The sequence below is a fragment of the Chryseobacterium sp. Leaf394 genome (genome assembly GCF_001424105.1).
Lineage (GTDB): Bacteria > Bacteroidota > Bacteroidia > Flavobacteriales > Weeksellaceae > Chryseobacterium.
On the sequence record NZ_LMQH01000011.1, the window covers coordinates 950,218 to 968,531 of the forward strand.

Genomic DNA, 18,314 nt, shown 5'->3' on the forward strand with positions numbered 1-18,314 from the left:
TTCAACCTAACGGGTTTTCAAAACCCCGTTAGGTTTAGAGAAAACTGTCTGTTGAAATATTTATATCAAATTGGATAATTCAAATAAAAATAAAAGAGAATCGGCTGTCATCAATGGCAGCCGTTTTTCTGATTTATCAGGATTCTACGAAGAAGTTTCTCAGGTTTTGATGAAAGATGAAGATTGGAAAGTCGGTACGCTCGATGGATTTGATGACATTTTGTATGGATTTACAGGTGAAATTATCTGGAAAGATTCTCAAAAATCAAAGGAAGATTTAGGATTAGAAGCAACAAAGAAATTCTACGAAAATAAAATCAGGCAGGGAAAGCCTTTTAATATCAATTTGGCCAAACAAAAACTGGCGGATGTGATTGCCGGAAACGGACAGACCTTGTATGAAATCCTGATTGAAATTTTAGAATCGCATAAAAATATAACCCTACTTTTAGATTAAAATGAAGAAGAAAATGATGTACGGATTATTCTTTGGTGACAGCATAACCTACGGCGAATACGATGGAGTTTTCGGTGGCTGGGTCGATATTCTCAAACGGTACGCTTTGCAGAAGTACAATGAAGGAGGGAATGAATTAATTCTTTTCAATCTTGGTATTGGCGGTGAAACTTCAGAAGGTTTGGTTAAAAGAATTCAAAACGAAATGACTGCCAGAAATGCTGAAGATGGAAATATTGTATTCATCGGTTACGGCGCCAATGATTTAGCTGTGAAAGATCAAAAGCAAATAGTAAATCCTGAACAATTTAAAGCAAATATTGAAAAGGCAATTCAGCAGGCGCAGGATTTTTCTAAAGAGATTTATCTGGTGAGTATTCTTCCTATTTCAGAAAAAGTAGCGGGTAAAATTTCCGCAACCGGAAAAGTAAGAACGAATGAAGAAGTTTTGGTTTACAATCAAATTCTGAAAGGTATTGCCATTGAAAATTCTTTAATTTATATCGATTTTCATTCGGCATTTTTAGAAGATAAAGAAGTTCTACTTTCCCAAGACGGTGTACATCCCAACGAAAAAGGATATGGAATGATGGCCGAAATTGCAATTCCAATTATTGAAAAATATTTATAAATGCCTAACTTATTTTCATACGGAACTTTGCAGAAAGAGCAGGTTCAGCTCGAAACATTTGGAAGAATTTTAAGAGGTGAAAAAGATATTCTTGTTGGATATCAACTCAAAATGCTTGAAATAAAAGATCCCGAAGTTTTACGGAAAAGCAATCAGAAATACCATCCGATTTTGGAATTTTCAGGAAACAGTGCAGATGAAGTAGAAGGTGTTCTTTTTGAAGTGAGCAATGAGGAAATCCTTCAGGCTGATAAATACGAAGTGGACGACTACAAAAGAATTGAAACTGTTTTTAAATCCGGAAAGAAAGGATTTATCTACGTGGGAAAATAGGCTTAAAAGTTCGTAAAAGAAGTACAGCAGAAAAATCGGTGAAATCTGTGGGAATACAAATTAACCAAAAATATATTTCCAGTACACAAAAACTCCCACAATAACAGAAGCTGCCGCAATCATAGTCACAGCTCCAGCGGAAATATCTTTAATGAAACCGATTCTTTTATCAAATTCTGGATGAATGATATCGCAAATCTTTTCGATGGCTGTATTGAAAGTTTCAGCGGCCAAAACTCCGATAGAAACTGTTAAGACCAAAACGGTGTCAAGCGCAGAAAGTTTCAGATAAAAAATCAAAACAATATTAATCAGCAGAGCAACCAATTCAATCTGAAAATTTCTCTCAGACTTAAGCATCATCCAAATTCCCCGAAAGGAGTTGATAAAGCTTTTATGAATAGGCGGTTTTCTCATTTATAAAATTGATGTTTGGCAAAGATAGTTGATTAAATAATTCAGAAAAAAAATAATTCTTTTGATGGTTGTTAATAACTCTAAGTATTATTCTTTTCTATCTGTGTTCTATTTGTTATATTTGTAAAAACTTATTTTTAAATCTATGAAATCGCGTTTGTTTTCTAAAATAAACTTTTGTTTTAGTTTTGCGATTGCATATGACCAATTAAAAACAATAATAATCTACATATGAAATTTATTATTTCAAGTGGTGAACTGCAGAAAGCATTGCAAACTGTAAGTGGCGTAATATCAAGCTCTCAGTCGAGACCGATTTTAGAAAACTATCTTTTTGAGTTAAACGAAAATAACCTTACCATTACCGCCTCTGACGGCGAAACAACTTTGGTAACTTCACTAGATGTAAAGTCTGATGATGCCGGTAAATTTGCGGTTCCTGCCAAAATTTTTCAGGATTTTATAAAAACCTATGGCGAACAGCCGCTGACGCTTGTCGTAAAAGACAATGCTGAAGGTACCGGAAGCCAACTTGAGATTTTAGATGAGAAAGATAATTTTGCGGTGGCATTAGACAATGCAGACGATTATCCTGAACTTCCGGAATTTGAATCTGCGCAAAGCGTGACCATGCCTGCGGGAGTTTTATCTGAAGCTTTAACCAACACACTTTTCGCTACAAGTAACGATTCTCTACGTCCGGTAATGACAGGTGTTCTGTTCCAGTTTGGCGAAAACGAAACAAATTTTGTTTCTACCGATTCTCACAGATTGGTAGTGTACAAAAGAACAGATTTGATGAATGCCGAGCCAATGGAATTCATTATGCCTAAAAAACCTCTGAATATTTTCAAAAATATTTTAGCAAGCTCAAACGAAGATCTTACCATCGACTTCAATGAGAATATGGCTAAATTTACTTTCGGAAAACACATCTGGATCTGTAGATTAATCGACGGAAAATATCCAAATTACACTGCAGTAATTCCTAAAGAAAACCCGAATGTATTGACGATTAACAGAAACTTACTGTTGGGAGCGATCAGAAGAGCTTCTATCATGTCAAATAAATCAACAAATCAAGTTAGATTTAAACTGTCTGCCAATATTCTTCACCTTCACGCAGAAGATACAGAATATGCAAACAAAGCCGATATGCAGATTCCTTGTGACTACAATGGTGAAGATATCAACATTGGTTTCAGCTCTAAATTTTTAACTGAAATGTTGGGTATTTTGGCAGCAGACGATATCACTATGAAAATGTCTCAACCCAACAGACCGGGAATCATTGAGCCGTTGGATGGTCTGGAAGAAAACGAAAACATTTTAATGTTATCAATGCCGGTAATCGGGTTGTAAGATTAAATTTAATAATACTGAAAGAGGTTTTGATAATTTTCAAAGCCTCTTTTTTGTTTCTGTAAATTAATTTTTCGGGATAAAATGCTCACGTTTGTCTATACAATTGGCAAGTTCGTCTATTAAATTTGAGATTAAGCTTTAATTGATTTTACTTTGTCTTATAAAACAGGATAAAAGTGATTGATGTAAGCGTAAAGTCAAGGTTTGAAATCACAATATTAATCTGTAAAAAATGTTTCCTGATCAGAAAAGATCATTTGGAATAATTGAATTTAATCTTTTTTAAATTTAAACTGTCTAAAAAATAAAAAATTGGAAAATAGTCAGCATCATTGGTCACGACGTAAATTTATCGCTGCAATGGGCGGCGCGGGTGCATTTGTTTTTATAAATCCTTTTTCTTCGTGGACTACTTTCAGTTCAGAAGACGACAGGATTGCAAGAATTGTTTCAAAAACTTTCGGTATCGATACGCACAATCATGTCGATGTTCCATTGATTTTGAGCGAACTTCCCGGACCGAAGTTGGATTTGAGAGGTGAAATTAAAAAGTCGGGACTCTCTGGCATCGTGATGACTTTTGCAGTAGACTATCAAAAACTCACTGAAGAAGGCCAAGCTTACGACAGATTTTTAAATGGTTTGACAGCGATGGATCAGGTACTTGAAGATAATTCAATGAAAAGAGCTCTCAATCTTGCAGACCTTGAAGAAGCAAAGAGAGCAAAAACACCCATCGTAATTCAGTCTGTAGAAGGCGGACATTTTTTAGAAGGAAAAATTGAACGGTTGAAGGTTGCTTATGATCGAGGTTTAAGACATTTTGGGCTGCTTCATGATAACGATGCATCGGTACCGTTGGGCGACGTATTTACAAATCCTCCACAATGGGGTGGACTGACAGCTTTTGGTGCAGAAGTGATCAGAGAATGTGAACGGCTTGGGATTTTAATTGACCTTTCGCATTGTGATAACAATACCATCAATGCCGCACTCAAAATAGCAAAAAAACCTGTTCTCGTTTCCCATTCCGGCCTCAACACCAGACTTGGCAATAATGAAATGATGTCTAAAATGATGTTGCCAAGACTCATCAGTAAAGAGCAGGCAAAAATAGTTGCCGGAAACGGCGGCGTCATTGGAGTATGGACTCACCTTGCGGAGAAACCTTCCGACTTTGCAGAGAATATCAAAGGAATGGTTGATGTGGTCGGAATCGATCATGTCGCGATAGGCACCGATACCAAAATGACGCCTGCTTATCATTCGCCAAGTGATAACTGGGGACAGTCTCAAAATAAACCTAAACAGGATAAAAATACGGATAAAGATCATCAGTCTGAACAGAATTCTGGTAAGCAGCCACAGAAACACATTGAAAAAACGACCAATACAAATTGGGCTGACCAGAAACGCGGGTTTTATTACAGCGTTGTTGAATCTTTATTAAACGCTGGTTTCAGTGAAAACGAAATCGGAAAAGTAGGTGGAGCTAACTACTGTAGAATTTTTGGTGAAACAACTGATCACAAAAATTAATGGTGCTCAGCCATATTACATAAAGAGCAAATAATAAACTGAACTTTTTTGCAAAACCGAAATGCTGAGGAAATGAAAAGGAGATGAAGCAGCAAATGAGAACCGAAAATGAAGAGTAGAGAAGAGGTCGGTTTTGCAAAAAGTTTTTTTTTAAAATAATCATCTGAACAGTTCAGTTTCAGAAATAAAAAGAAAATTGAAAAAGAATTATGCTTGAAAAAATCTTAAATTCACTTCTGGAAAACTTTCACCGGTCCGGTATTTTTAAAGGACTGGACAGATTTAAGTTTTAAAAAAAGATGAAGAGACAGATCTTAATTATCTGATTCTTTAATATCCGTTGACAATTAAAATGATAAACCTTAAAAACAGAAACCTTGAAATCAGCTTACATCTTTTGATATGGCTGGTTTTGTTCTTTTTGCCCACGGCATTTACGATTGGTTCAGAAACTGACTGGAACGGGATTTTCAGACATTTTTGGCTGCAACTGATCTTTCTTGCAGTAATTTTCTACGTCAATTATTCTGTTCTGGTCAAAAGGTTTTTTGATAACAGAAAATTATGGTTTTTCATATTTAATTTTTTGTTGCTGGTCATTCTCGTAATTTTGAAAAGTCAGATTTTTGAATGGCTGGAACCACAGAGGTTAAAAATGCCGCGAAGACGCCCGCCCGATGGCATCCGCTATTTTTTTGATTTCCTGATTTACCTTATTCCGGTTGCCTTTTCAATTGCCATCAACGCAAGCAAAAGGATGCAGAAAGCGGAAGAAATGAAAATTGAGGCCGACAATATTAAACTGCAGTCTGAACTTAAACATCTGAAATATCAGTTGCAGCCCCATTTTTTCTTTAATTCTCTCAATAATATCTACGCACTGATCGATTTCGATTCTGAGAAAGCAAAACAAAGCGTTCACAGCTTAAGCAAACTGATGCGTCATCTTTTATATAAAACCGATGTCGACAAAATAAGCCTTTCAGAAGAGATCGACTTTCTGAATAAATATATTGACTTAATGTCTGTGAGGTTGAATGACAAAACCAAAGTGTACACCAATTTTCCAACGAAGATTCCAAATTTGGAAGTTGCGCCTCTGCTTTTTATATCAATCGTTGAAAATGCCTTTAAGCATGGTGTCTCTGCTACACAACATTCAGATATCAGTTTTAAAATGGAGATTTTCGATGATGAAATTCAGTTCACAGCCTCCAATTCCAATTTTCCAAAAACGGACACTGACAAAAGCGGTTCGGGAATTGGTGTAGAAAATCTGCAAAAAAGACTGAACCTGCTTTACCCAGAAAAACACGATTTTCATTCCTGCCTGAACGACGGAATGTATATTGCGGAAGTGAAATTGAAAACGAAGTAAATACTTAATTTTAAAATTCTTATCTTTGAGTTAGTTGAAATAATGCAAAAATCTTCAAAACTTCATCCAGACTTTTCCAAAATCCCAAGATTTCTTTTTTGGGATACAGATTTTGATGGGATTGATTGGGAAAAAAAGTATGTTGCAGTTATTAAACGTGTCTTCGAGAGAGGAAGTGATGAAGCAAAATCGGAAATTGAGCAATTTTACGGTAAGGAATTAGTTACGATGGTTCTGAATTCTAAATCAACAAAACCAATGCATCTTCACATCAATAAATAATGTTGTATTATTCTACCATCTCTCCGGAATTAAGATCTGCGCTTGAAATTGTTATGGATGCTGATATTCTGAAGCCATTTCGCCTGGTTGGTGGAACTTCTCTTTCTTTGCAGCTCGGACATCGTATTTCCATTGATATAGATCTTTTTACTGAAGCGACTTATGGAAGTCTCAATTTCGAACACATAGAAACTTATTTAAAGTCAGAATTTCCGCACATCAGTTTTTCTTCAGACATTACTTCATTCGGTAAGTCATATTTTGTTGGAAAAGATCCGGAAAATGCAGTAAAACTTGATATTTTTTATTCTGACCCTTTTATTGAAGATGAACTTTTAGTTAATAAAATTCGTTTGGCAGGTCTTAAAGATATTTCAGCGATGAAAATTGAGGTAGTACAAAATGGTGGAAGGAAGAAAGACTTTTGGGATCTGCACGAACTCCTGAATCATTTTTCACTTGATCAGATGTTGGAATTTCATAAAAACAGATATCCATATAACCACGACTACGATTTGATTATTAAGAATTTTACAAATTTTGAAATAGCTGATGAAGATTTTGATGTGTTGTGTCTAAAAGGTAAGCATTGGGAAATTATCAAAACGGACTTTGAGAATCTTGTAAAAAATTTCACAGACAAGCAATGAAAAAAATATCCTGCCTAATCGCCGACGACGAACCCATGGCTTTGAGTCTGATCGAATCTTATGTCCTGAAAACCCCTTTTCTGGAACTGAAAGCCAGGTGTAACAATGCAATCGAAGCAATGCAGATTCTGGAAGAGGATAAAAATATTGACCTTTTCTTTTTAGATATTCAGATGCCGGATCTTTCAGGGCTGGAATTTTCAAAATTGGTTCCGCAGCGCAGCAGGGTAATTTTTACAACTGCTTTTGATCAGTATGCAATAGATGGCTATAAAGTCAACGCACTCGATTATTTGCTGAAGCCATTTGATTACAATGAATTCCTGAACGCTGCAACAAAAGCCAGAAATTATTTTGAATCTCAGCAGCCGGTTTCGGTGTTAAAGCCAGAGAAAAAGCAGGAGTTTTTCTTCGTGAAATCGGAATACAGGCAAATTAAAATCAGTTTTTCTGAAATTTTATACATCGAAGGTTTAAAGGATTACGTTAAAATTTATCTGAAAGACAACCCAAAACCGGTTTTGACATTGATGAGTTTAAAAAAACTGGAAGAAGAATTGCCTTCTGGAAATTTCATGAGAATTCACCGTTCCTACATTATTGCTCTGGATAAAATTGAAGCTATCGAAAGAAATCACATCATCATCGGCAAAGAGCAAATTGCAATTGCACCCAACTATAAAGATGCTTTGATGGAGTACATCGGCGGAAAAAGTTTGTAAAATTCCAACATTCAACTTCTGAAATTTTTCACCATCATAAAAAATGATAAATCTGACATCGTGCATGTTCGGAAATTTCTTTGTTTCTTAAAAAAACACGATATTTGCTAACTTAAAAATCGTTTTGCAATTTCAAATTTCAAAACTCAAATTTCAAATTCATCATTAATGAAAATATCAAATAACTGGCTTAAAGATTTTATCAAAACAGATATTAAAACCGAGAGAATCGGGGAATTTCTTACCGATATAGGTCTTGAAGTTGAAGGAATAGAAAAATTTGAAAGCATCAAAGGCAGCCTTGAAAGAATCGTTGTGGGAAAAGTTTTGACCTGCGAAAAGCACCCCAATGCTGATAAACTAAACAAAACAACCGTAGATGTTGGTACAGGAAAGATTCTGAATATCGTTTGCGGAGCTCCGAATGTAGCTGAAGGACAGACTGTTCCTGTAGCTGTAGTAGGAACAAAAATTTACGCCAAAGACGGAAGTTTTTTTGAAATCAAAGAAGCAAAAATCCGTGGTGAAGTTTCCCAGGGGATGATCTGCGCAGAAGATGAATTGGGTTTGAGCGATGATCACGGCGGAATCATGGTTTTGGATGAGACCAGATATGAAGTAGGAAAGAAGTTTGCAGACTATTTCGAACTTGCTAATGACGAAGTTTTTGAAATCGGTTTAACGCCGAACAGAACTGATGCGATGTCACATTATGGCGTTGCGAGAGACCTTTTCGCCTATCTTTCAACCAATCAGCAAAAGTCAGAATTCAATAAAGTTTCTTCTGAAGTTTTAAATAACGAAGGTTCACATAATTTCAGTCTTGAAGTTGAAAATACAGATCTCACACCAAGATATATTGGTGCTGTAATTGAAAATGTGAAAGTTGCAGAATCTCCGGCATGGCTGAAAGACAGATTGAAAGCCATCGGACTGAGCCCGATCAACAACGTTGTAGATATCACCAATTATATTCTTCATGGCCTCGGTCAGCCGCTTCACGCTTTTGACGGCGATAAAATTGAAGGCAGAAAATTAAAAGTGGGAACTGTTGCTGAAGGAACAAAATTTACAACATTAGACGGTGTTGAAAGAACATTAAACGGTTCAGAAATCATCATCAAGGACGGAAATGATAATCCTTTGTGTATTGCAGGAGTTTTCGGTGGTGCCAATTCCGGAGTTTCTACCGAGACGAAAACAATTTTCCTTGAAAGTGCTTACTTCAATCCTGTTGCTGTTCGAAAAGCAGCAAAAGCCCATGGTTTAAATACCGATGCTTCTTTCAGATTTGAAAGAGGTGTGGATCCGAATATTACCAGAACCGCTCTTACACACGCTGTAAAATTAATCAGCGAACTGGCGGAAGGGAAGTTGGTTGGAGAAATTCTTGAAGAATATCCAAATAAAATTAAAGACAACTATGTGATCATCAGATTCTCAAAAATCGAGCAGATTTTAGGAACAAAGATTCACAGAGAAAAAGTAAAAGAGATTTTAAAAGCACTTGATATTCAGGTTTTGAATGAAATTCAGAATGGTTTTGAAGTTTCAGTTCCTGCGTACAGAGCCGATGTGACAAGAGAAATCGACATCATCGAAGAACTTTTAAGAATTTACGGTTACAATAAAATTGATGCTCCGCAGAAAATTTCATTTACACCGGTTAAATTAAATGCAAAAGATCAGGACGAGCTTGAAAACTCCTGGGCAAGAACGCTTCAGAGTTTAGGTTTCAATGAAGTAATGAATAATTCTTTGACTTCAGTTAAAGATGAAACCGATGCAGTGAAGCTTCTGAATCCTTTAAGCAATGATTTGGCATTTATGAGAAAGTCTTTACTGGAAGGGCTTTTACAGAACGCCATCTACAATATCAACAGAAAAAATCAGGACATCAAATTTTTTGAATTCGGAAAAATCTATCATAAAAAAGAGAAGTACGAAGAAAGAAAACAACTTGCAATTTTGGTTTCAGGTAGAGATGTTGCCGAAAACTGGCTTCAGCCAAAATCTGCGACAGGTTTCTACAATCTGAAAGCGTATGTAAAAGTTTTGCTTGAAAAACTGGCAGTTGATTACAAAGAAATTGCTTCTTCTGATGGGAGATTTTCTGATGCTTTGGAATATGAGATCAATGGTGAAACCGTAGTAAGAATCGGTAAAGTAGCTCCTCAAATGCTGAAAGATTTTGATATCGATCAGGATTGTTTCTACGCAGAAATCGAACTGGAACTGGCACAGAAATTAAGATCTGAAAACGAACTTAAATTTAAAGATATTCCTAAATTCAACAAAATAAGAAGAGATTTAGCTTTGCTGATTGATAAAAATGTTCAGTATCAGGATCTTTATCAGACAGCGAAAAAGAATAAATCACCATTCATCAAAAATATCAACTTGTTTGATGTGTACGAAGGGAAAAATCTTCCGGAAGGCAAGAAATCTTACGCCATGAGTTTTGAATTATTAAATGAAGAAAAGACTTTAGAAGAAAAAGAAATCGCTTCCGTTATGGAATCTCTGATTAAATCTTTCCAGAAAGAATTCAATGCAGAATTGAGATCTTAATAATAAGATTCATATTTATATACAGGACTGTTCGAAAGAGCAGTCTTTTTTTATTTGTGTGATAATTTTAAAATTAGCGTAATTACTTAATTTCCTTTTTATGTATAATTATGACTTCGGAAACGCAAGCGTTAAGAAATTTTAAAAAAATTTCGTAAAGAAATTTCCACTGTTTGAGTGACGGCAATGAAAGTTATTCAAGAAACTACTTTTCTTTCCGTCCGAGTTTGGAAATTTTAGGAATTTATTTAAAATTTTAGCTGAGTTTCCAAGTCTTGAATTTTTGATTCTTTTGTTTCAAGACAAAAGAATAAATAGTGAATTTTACTTTCCAATTTTAATTATATTTACGTTTTACAAAACTAAATGCAGAAAAAACTAAAACTTTGGGATGCCATCATGCTCGTAATGGGTTCAATGATCGGAAGCGGAATCTTTATCGTCAGCTCAGATATCATGAGAAACCTTGGTTCCGGATGGTGGCTCGTAATCGTCTGGATCATCACAGGTGTGATGACGGTGGCAGCAGCAATCAGCTACGGCGAACTCTCTGCGATATTTCCCAAAGCTGGTGGACAGTATGTTTATTTAAAAGAAATCTTCGGAAGAAGAATTGGCTTTCTGTACGGATGGGGACTTTTCTCTGTCATCCAAACCGGAACAATTGCTGCTGTGGCTGTGGCTTTCGGGAAATTTACAGCATATCTTATTCCAGCGCTGAATAACGCCCAGCCTATTTTTCAGCAGGGAGAATTTAAAATTACCTACATTCAGATTCTGGCAATTTTTGTCATCATGCTGCTCACTTTCATCAATACAAAAGGCGTGGAAAGTGGTAAATTTTTACAGAACCTCTTTACAGGCTCCAAAATTTTAGCTTTAATCGGAATTATCGTAGCCGGAATTTTCTTTGTAAGCAACAGTTATTTATCGGAAAATTTCAGCGCAGGTTTAAATGCATTTAATAATTTAGAAAAAGATTCTTTAGGAAATTTCCTTCAGACTGGCTGGAAATCAGTTTCAGGGCTTACACTTTTTGGAGGAATCGCTTCAGCAATGGTGGGAGCAGTTTTCAGTTCTGTCGCCTGGGAGAGTGTAACTTTTGTTTCAGGTGAAATTGAAAATCCTAAAAAGAATGTTGTACGATCAATGATTTTTGGAACTTCAGCAGTGATGGTGTTATATCTTGCAGTAAATATTGTGTATCTCTCAACATTATCCCGGGACCAAATTGCTTTTGCAGCAGACGACAGGGTAGCGGTTTCTTCAGCTTTGGCAATTTTTGGCAACACCGGAACTCTGATTATCGCTTTACTTGTAATGATCTCTACATTTGGTTGCAATAACGGTTTGATTTTATCAGGAGCGAGAGTTTTTCAGACCATGTCTAAAGACGGAATGTTCTTTAAATCAGCTTCCGAAAACAATAAAAATCAGGTTCCCGAGAATGCTCTTTGGATGCAGGGTGTCTGGGCGAGTGTTCTTTGTCTCAGCGGCCAGTACGGTAATCTGTTGGATATGATTTCATTTGTCATCGTTTTATTCTATATGATCACTGTTTTTGGGGTTATTTATTTAAGAATTAAAAAACCTGAACTTGAAAGACCTTACAAAACGTGGCTGTATCCTGTTACTCCGCTTATTTATCTGGTTATCGGTACAGCATTCTGTGTATTACTTCTCTTCTTTAAAACACAGTACACGTGGCCGGGATTACTTTTAGTATTGATTGGTCTTCCTATTTATTACTTCATCAATTCCCACAAAAAGGATGTTTGATTTGTCATAAAAAATGTTTATTTTGGTATAACCAATTCCTTAATAAATATGAAGTCAGTTTATGGATAAAACCAATTACAGAATGCCCTTTTCTCCGGACAGTTTGATGGTGGAGGGCGGAAGTGTGGATACATGCGATGAAGCCGAAAGTATTGCCCACAACATCATGCTTCTGATCACCACAAAAAAAGGTGAAAACCGTTATGATGACAATTACGGAAACGAAGTCTGGAATCTCGAATTTGACAACGGTGTGAGTTCCGGAATGTGGGAAACCATCTTTATCAACAGTCTCAAACAGCAGATCAGAGCCTACGAACCCAGAATTGTAGATGCAAAAGTAGACGCTCACCTCGAATTTGTAGAGCATAATTACGACACCAAAGAGCATACAGAAATCAAAAAAAAGGTAAGAATTGCCGTCAATGCCAGAATGGAGGCAAGTGGCGAACGTTATAGTTTTGTTACCGAAATTTTTCTCAGCCCGATGTCGATTGACTGAGGCTTCTCCATTTAATTATTTTTAATTTTTTTCAAAAACATTTATGAATCTGGATCAGAATATATATTCAAAAGAATCTGTAAAGGCGAGAATGCTGCAGAACGCGACTAAAATCTGGGGTGTGAAAAGTCCGCAGTCGCTGGATCCTTTTGTGAAACTGCTTATTGATGCCTTCAGCACAGAAATATTCAAAACCAACAACGAAGTACAGTCGGTGAACAGCAGGATTCTGGAGAAACTATCCAAACTGCTTACCCCCAATATTTATACACATCCTTTTCCGGCACATGCCATAGCGTTTGTAAATCCGACTGAATTGTCGGAAAAACTTTGGGAGCACACGGAATTTTTTTTCAAGAAAACAATTTCTTCCAGTGTCAAAGGCGAATCTGACCGCCAGGTAAGCATTCCTTTTACGCCGATTGATTCTGTAGTTTTAAACAGATTGCAGACTTCGGTAATGATCGTAGGCAACAACTGCTATGGAATCGATGAAAAACTCAATAAAATTCCGATGGGTCGATTTCAGGGAAAAATTGATGACTACCGGAAAATTACGATCGGAATCGATGCAAGCCAGCTGAAAGGCGAAAAATTTCCGAAACACCTCAGTATTTATTGTTCAAATCCTTCTTTCGAACATTTGGATTTTGTTTTTAAACTGTTACCATTCACCGAAATTACTTCCAACGGAAACCCTATTGCAGTGCGCGGAGGTCTTTCGTATGAGAAAAACGTTTCCTACCAGGGTTATGAAGAGATTTTCAACGAACAATCCATCAGAACCAAAGTAAAAGCATCTTTAAAGAATGTGTATGAGCAGAAATTTATAGAAATCACCGGACTTTCGGATAAACTTTTGCTTGAAAATGTTCTTCCCGAAGAAATTCAGCATCTTGCAGATCAGGAATCTTTAGAGAAGTTTGTTTCCAGTAAAAATATGCTCTGGCTCACCATTAGATTTCCACCACAGTTTACTGCTGAGATTTTAGATAATTTTTCTTTTATTTTAAATGCTTTTCCTGTCTACAACAGAGGCTGGAAGAAAACTGAATACAGTCTTGACGTGATGGGCAACAATATCCCGCTGATTACTGATGTCGGTGAGCATTTTCTCTATGTGGATGAAGTACAGGACGGCGACGGAAATTATTATCAGGAAATTCCCTTTACCCCAAATGATCATCTTAAAAAAGGACTTTATACCGTTCGGAAAGGCGGAATGGAACGATTCAACAACAGAAATGCAGTTGATATGATTGCCAATGTTCTGGAATTGACAAGAGATGAAATCACAGCTTTTTCACTTTTAAACCGCGACAATGTGAAAACGGTTCTCAATGAAATTTCAGGTCAGATGAAAACCATGATGCAGAAAATTAATAACGTACGACAGAATACCAGACAGGATTTTAACTACGTCATTCTTGAACCTCTGGAAAACTCGCGACACACTTTTGCGGCTTTTTGGTACACCAACTGTACTTTAGCCAACCAAATGCGACCGGGAACCGAACTTTCAAATCAGAAAAAATCACAGTTTATGACACTGCTTACGGAAACTTTGGGTGGAGCAGAAGAGCAGACGGGAACAGACAGTATTCAGGCTTTTAAATTTGCTTTGACATCTACAGATAAAATCATTACCATTCAGGATGTGAAAAATTACTGCGAAATGGTACTGAAAGATGAGCTGAAGGAAATCCGCGTGACACGCGGAACGATGATCAGCAGCAAGCCGAAAGAAGGTTTCATCAGAACGGTTCAGATTCAGATTATCCCGCAGAATTATGCTTTTTATGGCAAAAGATATTGGGATAACATGGCGGGCGTGTTGAAAAATCAAATCATTTCCCGTGCAATTGACGGTCTGGAATACATTTTGGAAGTGAAAGACGAAGATGATTTACTCAACTAAATTTCGGGCAGACAATTTATTTTGCCTAAATTTGAATTAATAAAATTTAAAAAAATGAAAAATTATATCTTAGGTCTTTTAGGAGCTGCAACAATAGTTTCATGCGGATCGATGGGTGGAAGTTCTGCTTCATCCAAAGTAGGTAAAACTCAGGCTTCTATTGCCAATACAAAATGGGTTTTGGCGGACAAGGTAAAAGGAACTGTACCAACATTAAACATTGAAGGCGAGAAAATCAACGGTAACGGAGGCTGCAACAGATTTTTCGGAACTGTGGCTATGGATGCGCAGTCAGGAACATTTACACCATCAGGCGTTGGTTCTACAAAAATGGCCTGCGAAAATATGAGTGTAGAAAGCAATTACCTCGGAGCTTTGCAGAAAGTAAATAAATATGTGGTTACTGACTCAAGTCTTGAACTTTACCAAGGCAGTCTGTTGCTTTTAAAATTCAATAAAGCTGAATAAAGAATGTAAATTATAACAGAAAACCTGATCGTCGGTCAGGTTTTTCTTTTTTTTATTCTGTTACAATGGCGTCGCGCTGGCCGTCTTCCTTTTTGCCCTCTTCAATCATTTCTTCGGCTTCGGCTTTCTCTTCTGCATCGGCAGTATCTATTCTTTCTTCCTGATCATCATTCACATAATCGATTTTAAATTTACAGTATACCGGAAGATGGTCTGAACCAAAGTTTTCCAACGTTTTTAAAGTATCAATAAAAATTTCCTCGCTGTGAAACATCAGGTCAATCGGAAATCTGAAAAATCTGTATTTCGCATGGAAAGTCGAAATAAAAGCATGCCCAACTCTGGGATCGATCAGTTCACTTGTTTTTCTGAACAGGATGGATGATTTTGACCATGCCACATTATTAAAATCACCAACAACAATTACAGGCTTATCAATTTCTTTCACTCTTTTTGCCGTGCTGAGAAGGTCGCCGTCTCTTTCTTTTGAGGTTTTTTCTTCGGTAGGACTTGGCGGCGGAGGATGAACTCCGAAAAATACAAATTCAAAACCATCTTCCGTTTTCAGATGCGCTTCAATGCTCGGGATATCGTCAGCTACAAAGTAATGCGTCTTGGATTCTGAAATTTCCAGTTTAGAGTAAAAGTGCATTCCGTAAGTATTCTCCAAAGTAACTTTATGCTGAAACGGATAATCTTTTTCAAGAACTCTCAGTGCATTTTCCCAGTCACCATTGCTTTCCATGGTCAGGAAAACGTCTGGTCTGCATTTATTAATGAGACTTATAAACTGATTGTAATCGGTATTGAACTGATACACATTTGCAGAAATAAACTGTAAAGATTTTGAAGCTTTATCCGATGGCTTGTGATCCTTAACAGGATAGAGGGGTGTGTATTTGATCAGGACAATGCCGTGATAAATAATTAGAAAGGCCAGAATTCCCTGAGCAATTTTCCAGGTTAAATCTTTATCAAGAAAAAATCCGAACCCAAAAGTAAGTACTGCGATAATAAAAACCTGAATTTTACCGAAGTCCGGGACGCGAAAAACCCAATAAGTACCGGGAATTTTTGGAAGAACGGAAAATAAAACGATTAAAATACTCAGTACAAAATATAGTTCCCACATAGTTCATCAAACGAAAGCACTAATTTAGATATAATTAAAAATCTACCAAAAGAAAATATGTTACATTTAAAATAAAAAAAGCCGCCCATTTCTGAGCGACCTTAGGTATATTACCAAATCTTAATTCGTTCTTCAGGAGCTTTATATAATTTGTCTCCTTTTTTTACGTCGAATGCTTTGTAGAAAGCGTCAACATTCATTAAAGGTGCAAAACTTCTGAAATATCCCGGAGAGTGTGGGTCTGTTTTTACCTGATTGATCATGTATTTTTCGCTTGATAATGTTCTCCAGACAGTCGCCCAGCTCAGGAAAAATCTCTGATCCTGAGTGTAACCGCTGATAACACCAGGATTTCCTTTGTCTTTCAGATACATTTGTAATGCATCATAAGCGATATTTACACCACCTAAATCAGCAATATTTTCACCGTTGGTAAACGTTCCGTTCACGAAAGTTCCTTTTACAGGCTCGTATTTGTCGTATTGTGCAGCCAGAGCTTTTGTCGCTTTTTCGAAATTGGCTTTGTCTTCCGGCGTCCACCAGTCTACCAAGTTTCCGTCAGCATCAAACTGAGCACCGGAATCATCAAATCCGTGAGAAATTTCGTGACCGATTACAGCACCGATTCCTCCAAAATTTACAGCTGCATCAGCTTTAGGATTGAAGAAAGGTGGCTGAAGAATCGCAGCAGGGAAAACAATCTCGTTGTTTACCGGATTGTAGTAAGCGTTTACCGTTTGAGGCGTCATTCCCCATTCAGTTTTATCTACCGGTTTTCCTATTTTCTCCAGGCTTTTTCCGTATTGCCATTCTCCAATGTTCTGAAGGTTGGCATATAGATTTCCACCTTTTGATTCCGAAGTGATTTTCAGTTTAGAGTAATCTTTCCATTTATCTGGATAGGCAACTTTTACAGTGAATTTATTTAATTTTTCCAAAGCTTTAACCTTCGTTGTAGAAGACATCCAGCTTAATCCGTTGATGTGAACGACGAAACTTTTCTTTAAATAATCGATCAGTTCCACCATCTGAGCTTTTGCTTCAGCGGGGAAATATTTTTCAACATACAGTTTACCGAAAGCTTCACCAAGAGAACCGTTGATCAGTTCAAAACCTCTTTTGTTTAAAGCTCTCTGCTCCTGCTGACCTCTCAGATTTTTACCGTAGAACGCAAATTTCATATCACCTAATTTCTGACTCAGGTAAGATGCATTTCCGCTGATCATATGGAATTTCAAATAATCTTTAATTACAGGAAGTGTTTTAGCATTCACCAACTGATCAAAGTTTTTATAATAGCCTAATTCACTGATGATTACTCTGTCTGTGTCTACACCAACTTTTTTAAGATAGGCAGGAAGGTCTACATTTTTCACCAAAGTTTTCAGTTCAGACATCGTTTTAGGATTGTACTGAAGTGTGTTGTCACGGCTTTGCTCGTTGGTCAAAAGGTTTTTGGCAATGCTTTTTTCATATTCTACAATTCCTTTTGCAGCTGCATCAGCGTTGGTATAACCCAATTCTTTCAGCATGGAAGCCACATATTTTTCGTAATCGGCAAGAGCTTCGGTATTTTTAGCATCAACTTTCTGGTAGTAATCTCTTCCCATTCCCAATGAAGCGTCACCAAGGTAAACGGCATTCATATTAGAATTTTTAAGGTCAGAGTAAACGCCCCATCCGTAGAAATTATTTTCACCTTCTTTCGTTACAGAAGCTAAATAATTCTGAAGATCGGTAAGGTTTTTAATGGCATCAATTTTCGAGATATTGGCTTGAATAGGCTTGATACCGTCAGCATTTCTCTTCTCCATGTTCATGTAAGTCGCATAGAGATCCTGAATTTTTTTACCTTCACTTCCGTCAGCAAATTTGTCTTTCAGGAGAGAATTTAAAATCGTCATCGAGTTGTTGTCTGTATCATCAGCCAATTTGTTGAAACTTCCCCATGTTGGTTTATCAGAAGGAATTTTCGCAGTTTTCATCCAGCTTCCGTTTACATAATTGTAAAAGTCATCTTGTGGACGGACGTTTTTGTCCATATAACTCAGTTCCAAACCGGTTTCTGTAACCGTTTTAGCAGACTTCTGTGCCTGTACGGCAAAAGTTCCGGCTAAAAGAACTAAAGACAAAGTGAGTTTCTTCATTTTTTTATAATTTGTACTATAAG

17 protein-coding genes are annotated in these 18,314 nt (G+C 36.8%); 14 read left to right on the top strand and 3 right to left on the bottom strand.

The features are described 5' to 3' along the window. Positions 1-70 precede the first annotated feature (70 nt). The 3 genes from ASG21_RS08775 to ASG21_RS08785 are packed head-to-tail and all read left to right on the top strand — an operon-like array spanning position 71 to position 1,421. Positions 71-457: a ribonuclease inhibitor gene (locus tag ASG21_RS08775; RefSeq protein ID WP_241773477.1), complete on the top strand. Its 387-nt coding sequence runs from the start codon at positions 71-73 to the stop codon at positions 455-457. A gap of 13 nt (positions 458-470) precedes the next feature. Beyond that, a complete protein-coding gene (locus ASG21_RS08780; RefSeq protein WP_056082270.1) occupies positions 471-1,088 on the top strand; it encodes a GDSL-type esterase/lipase family protein in 618 nt (205 codons plus the stop codon). Further along, complete coding sequence (locus ASG21_RS08785; RefSeq protein WP_056078444.1) at positions 1,089-1,421, top strand: gamma-glutamylcyclotransferase family protein; 333 nt, start codon at positions 1,089-1,091, stop codon at positions 1,419-1,421. It begins immediately after the preceding gene. 60 nt (positions 1,422-1,481) lie between these two features. On the opposite strand, the gene ASG21_RS08790 is transcribed toward ASG21_RS08785, so the two are convergent. Beyond that, positions 1,482-1,838, bottom strand: a complete 357-nt coding sequence (locus ASG21_RS08790; protein ID WP_056078447.1) for a diacylglycerol kinase family protein — start codon at positions 1,836-1,838, stop codon at positions 1,482-1,484. 231 nt (positions 1,839-2,069) lie between these two features. Here ASG21_RS08790 and dnaN point away from each other — a divergent pair, with 231 nt between their 5' ends. From dnaN to ASG21_RS08845, 11 genes are all read left to right on the top strand, one after another. Beyond that, a complete protein-coding gene (dnaN, locus tag ASG21_RS08795) occupies positions 2,070-3,200 on the top strand; it encodes a DNA polymerase III subunit beta (protein WP_056078450.1) in 1,131 nt (376 codons plus the stop codon). A 315-nt stretch (positions 3,201-3,515) separates the two neighbouring features. Then, positions 3,516-4,742 (top strand): membrane dipeptidase, encoded by a 1,227-nt coding sequence (locus ASG21_RS08800; protein ID WP_199767877.1) that lies wholly within the window; start codon positions 3,516-3,518, stop codon positions 4,740-4,742. Positions 4,743-5,094: 352 nt separating this feature from the next. Further along, positions 5,095-6,120, top strand: coding sequence for a histidine kinase (locus tag ASG21_RS08805; protein WP_082482404.1), 1,026 nt, complete (start codon positions 5,095-5,097; stop codon positions 6,118-6,120). Between the two features lie 42 nt (positions 6,121-6,162). Next, a complete protein-coding gene (locus tag ASG21_RS08810) occupies positions 6,163-6,402 on the top strand; it encodes a hypothetical protein (protein WP_056078456.1) in 240 nt (79 codons plus the stop codon). Beyond that, positions 6,402-7,052 carry a nucleotidyl transferase AbiEii/AbiGii toxin family protein gene (locus ASG21_RS08815; protein WP_056078459.1) on the top strand — a complete coding sequence of 217 codons (651 nt, stop codon included), beginning with the start codon at positions 6,402-6,404 and terminating at the stop codon, positions 7,050-7,052. Before ASG21_RS08810 ends, ASG21_RS08815 begins: the two co-directional genes overlap by 1 nt. Further along, positions 7,049-7,774, top strand: a complete 726-nt coding sequence (locus tag ASG21_RS08820) for a LytTR family DNA-binding domain-containing protein (RefSeq protein ID WP_056078461.1) — start codon at positions 7,049-7,051, stop codon at positions 7,772-7,774. The genes ASG21_RS08815 and ASG21_RS08820 overlap by 4 nt, the downstream gene beginning before the upstream one ends. A gap of 168 nt (positions 7,775-7,942) precedes the next feature. Then, positions 7,943-10,345 carry a phenylalanine--tRNA ligase subunit beta gene (gene pheT / locus ASG21_RS08825; protein ID WP_056078465.1) on the top strand — a complete coding sequence of 801 codons (2,403 nt, stop codon included), beginning with the start codon at positions 7,943-7,945 and terminating at the stop codon, positions 10,343-10,345. Positions 10,346-10,711: 366 nt separating this feature from the next. Then, positions 10,712-12,124 (top strand): amino acid permease, encoded by a 1,413-nt coding sequence (locus tag ASG21_RS08830; protein WP_056078468.1) that lies wholly within the window; start codon positions 10,712-10,714, stop codon positions 12,122-12,124. A 61-nt stretch (positions 12,125-12,185) separates the two neighbouring features. Beyond that, positions 12,186-12,626 (top strand): GPW/gp25 family protein, encoded by a 441-nt coding sequence (locus ASG21_RS08835; protein ID WP_056078470.1) that lies wholly within the window; start codon positions 12,186-12,188, stop codon positions 12,624-12,626. A gap of 43 nt (positions 12,627-12,669) precedes the next feature. Further along, positions 12,670-14,544 (top strand): type VI secretion system baseplate subunit TssF, encoded by a 1,875-nt coding sequence (locus ASG21_RS08840; protein ID WP_056078473.1) that lies wholly within the window; start codon positions 12,670-12,672, stop codon positions 14,542-14,544. 54 nt (positions 14,545-14,598) lie between these two features. Beyond that, complete coding sequence (locus tag ASG21_RS08845) at positions 14,599-15,012, top strand: META domain-containing protein (protein WP_056078476.1); 414 nt, start codon at positions 14,599-14,601, stop codon at positions 15,010-15,012. Positions 15,013-15,064: 52 nt separating this feature from the next. On the opposite strand, the gene ASG21_RS08850 is transcribed toward ASG21_RS08845, so the two are convergent. Together ASG21_RS08850 and ASG21_RS08855 are read right to left on the bottom strand one after the other, a co-directional pair. Beyond that, positions 15,065-16,144 carry an endonuclease/exonuclease/phosphatase family protein gene (locus ASG21_RS08850; protein ID WP_056078481.1) on the bottom strand — a complete coding sequence of 360 codons (1,080 nt, stop codon included), beginning with the start codon at positions 16,142-16,144 and terminating at the stop codon, positions 15,065-15,067. A gap of 110 nt (positions 16,145-16,254) precedes the next feature. Next, positions 16,255-18,291, bottom strand: a complete 2,037-nt coding sequence (locus tag ASG21_RS08855) for a M13 family metallopeptidase (RefSeq protein ID WP_056078484.1) — start codon at positions 18,289-18,291, stop codon at positions 16,255-16,257. Positions 18,292-18,314: the final 23 nt, after the last annotated feature.

Excerpts from the sequence above, each read along its gene's own strand:
- ASG21_RS08845 (WP_056078476.1), top strand. The coding sequence starts at position 14,599 with ATGAAAAATTATATCTTAGGTCTTTTAGGAGCTGCAACAATAGTTTCA.
- pheT (WP_056078465.1), top strand. The coding sequence starts at position 7,943 with ATGAAAATATCAAATAACTGGCTTAAAGATTTTATCAAAACAGATATT.
- ASG21_RS08855 (WP_056078484.1), bottom strand. The coding sequence starts at position 18,291 with ATGAAGAAACTCACTTTGTCTTTAGTTCTTTTAGCCGGAACTTTTGCC.
- dnaN (WP_056078450.1), top strand. The coding sequence starts at position 2,070 with ATGAAATTTATTATTTCAAGTGGTGAACTGCAGAAAGCATTGCAAACT.
- ASG21_RS08850 (WP_056078481.1), bottom strand. The coding sequence starts at position 16,144 with ATGTGGGAACTATATTTTGTACTGAGTATTTTAATCGTTTTATTTTCC.
- ASG21_RS08820 (WP_056078461.1), top strand. The coding sequence starts at position 7,049 with ATGAAAAAAATATCCTGCCTAATCGCCGACGACGAACCCATGGCTTTG.
- ASG21_RS08810 (WP_056078456.1), top strand. The coding sequence starts at position 6,163 with ATGCAAAAATCTTCAAAACTTCATCCAGACTTTTCCAAAATCCCAAGA.
- ASG21_RS08805 (WP_082482404.1), top strand. The coding sequence starts at position 5,095 with ATGATAAACCTTAAAAACAGAAACCTTGAAATCAGCTTACATCTTTTG.
- ASG21_RS08835 (WP_056078470.1), top strand. The coding sequence starts at position 12,186 with ATGGATAAAACCAATTACAGAATGCCCTTTTCTCCGGACAGTTTGATG.
- ASG21_RS08815 (WP_056078459.1), top strand. The coding sequence starts at position 6,402 with ATGTTGTATTATTCTACCATCTCTCCGGAATTAAGATCTGCGCTTGAA.
- ASG21_RS08830 (WP_056078468.1), top strand. The coding sequence starts at position 10,712 with ATGCAGAAAAAACTAAAACTTTGGGATGCCATCATGCTCGTAATGGGT.
- ASG21_RS08785 (WP_056078444.1), top strand. The coding sequence starts at position 1,089 with ATGCCTAACTTATTTTCATACGGAACTTTGCAGAAAGAGCAGGTTCAG.
- ASG21_RS08840 (WP_056078473.1), top strand. The coding sequence starts at position 12,670 with ATGAATCTGGATCAGAATATATATTCAAAAGAATCTGTAAAGGCGAGA.
- ASG21_RS08790 (WP_056078447.1), bottom strand. The coding sequence starts at position 1,838 with ATGAGAAAACCGCCTATTCATAAAAGCTTTATCAACTCCTTTCGGGGA.
- ASG21_RS08780 (WP_056082270.1), top strand. The coding sequence starts at position 471 with ATGATGTACGGATTATTCTTTGGTGACAGCATAACCTACGGCGAATAC.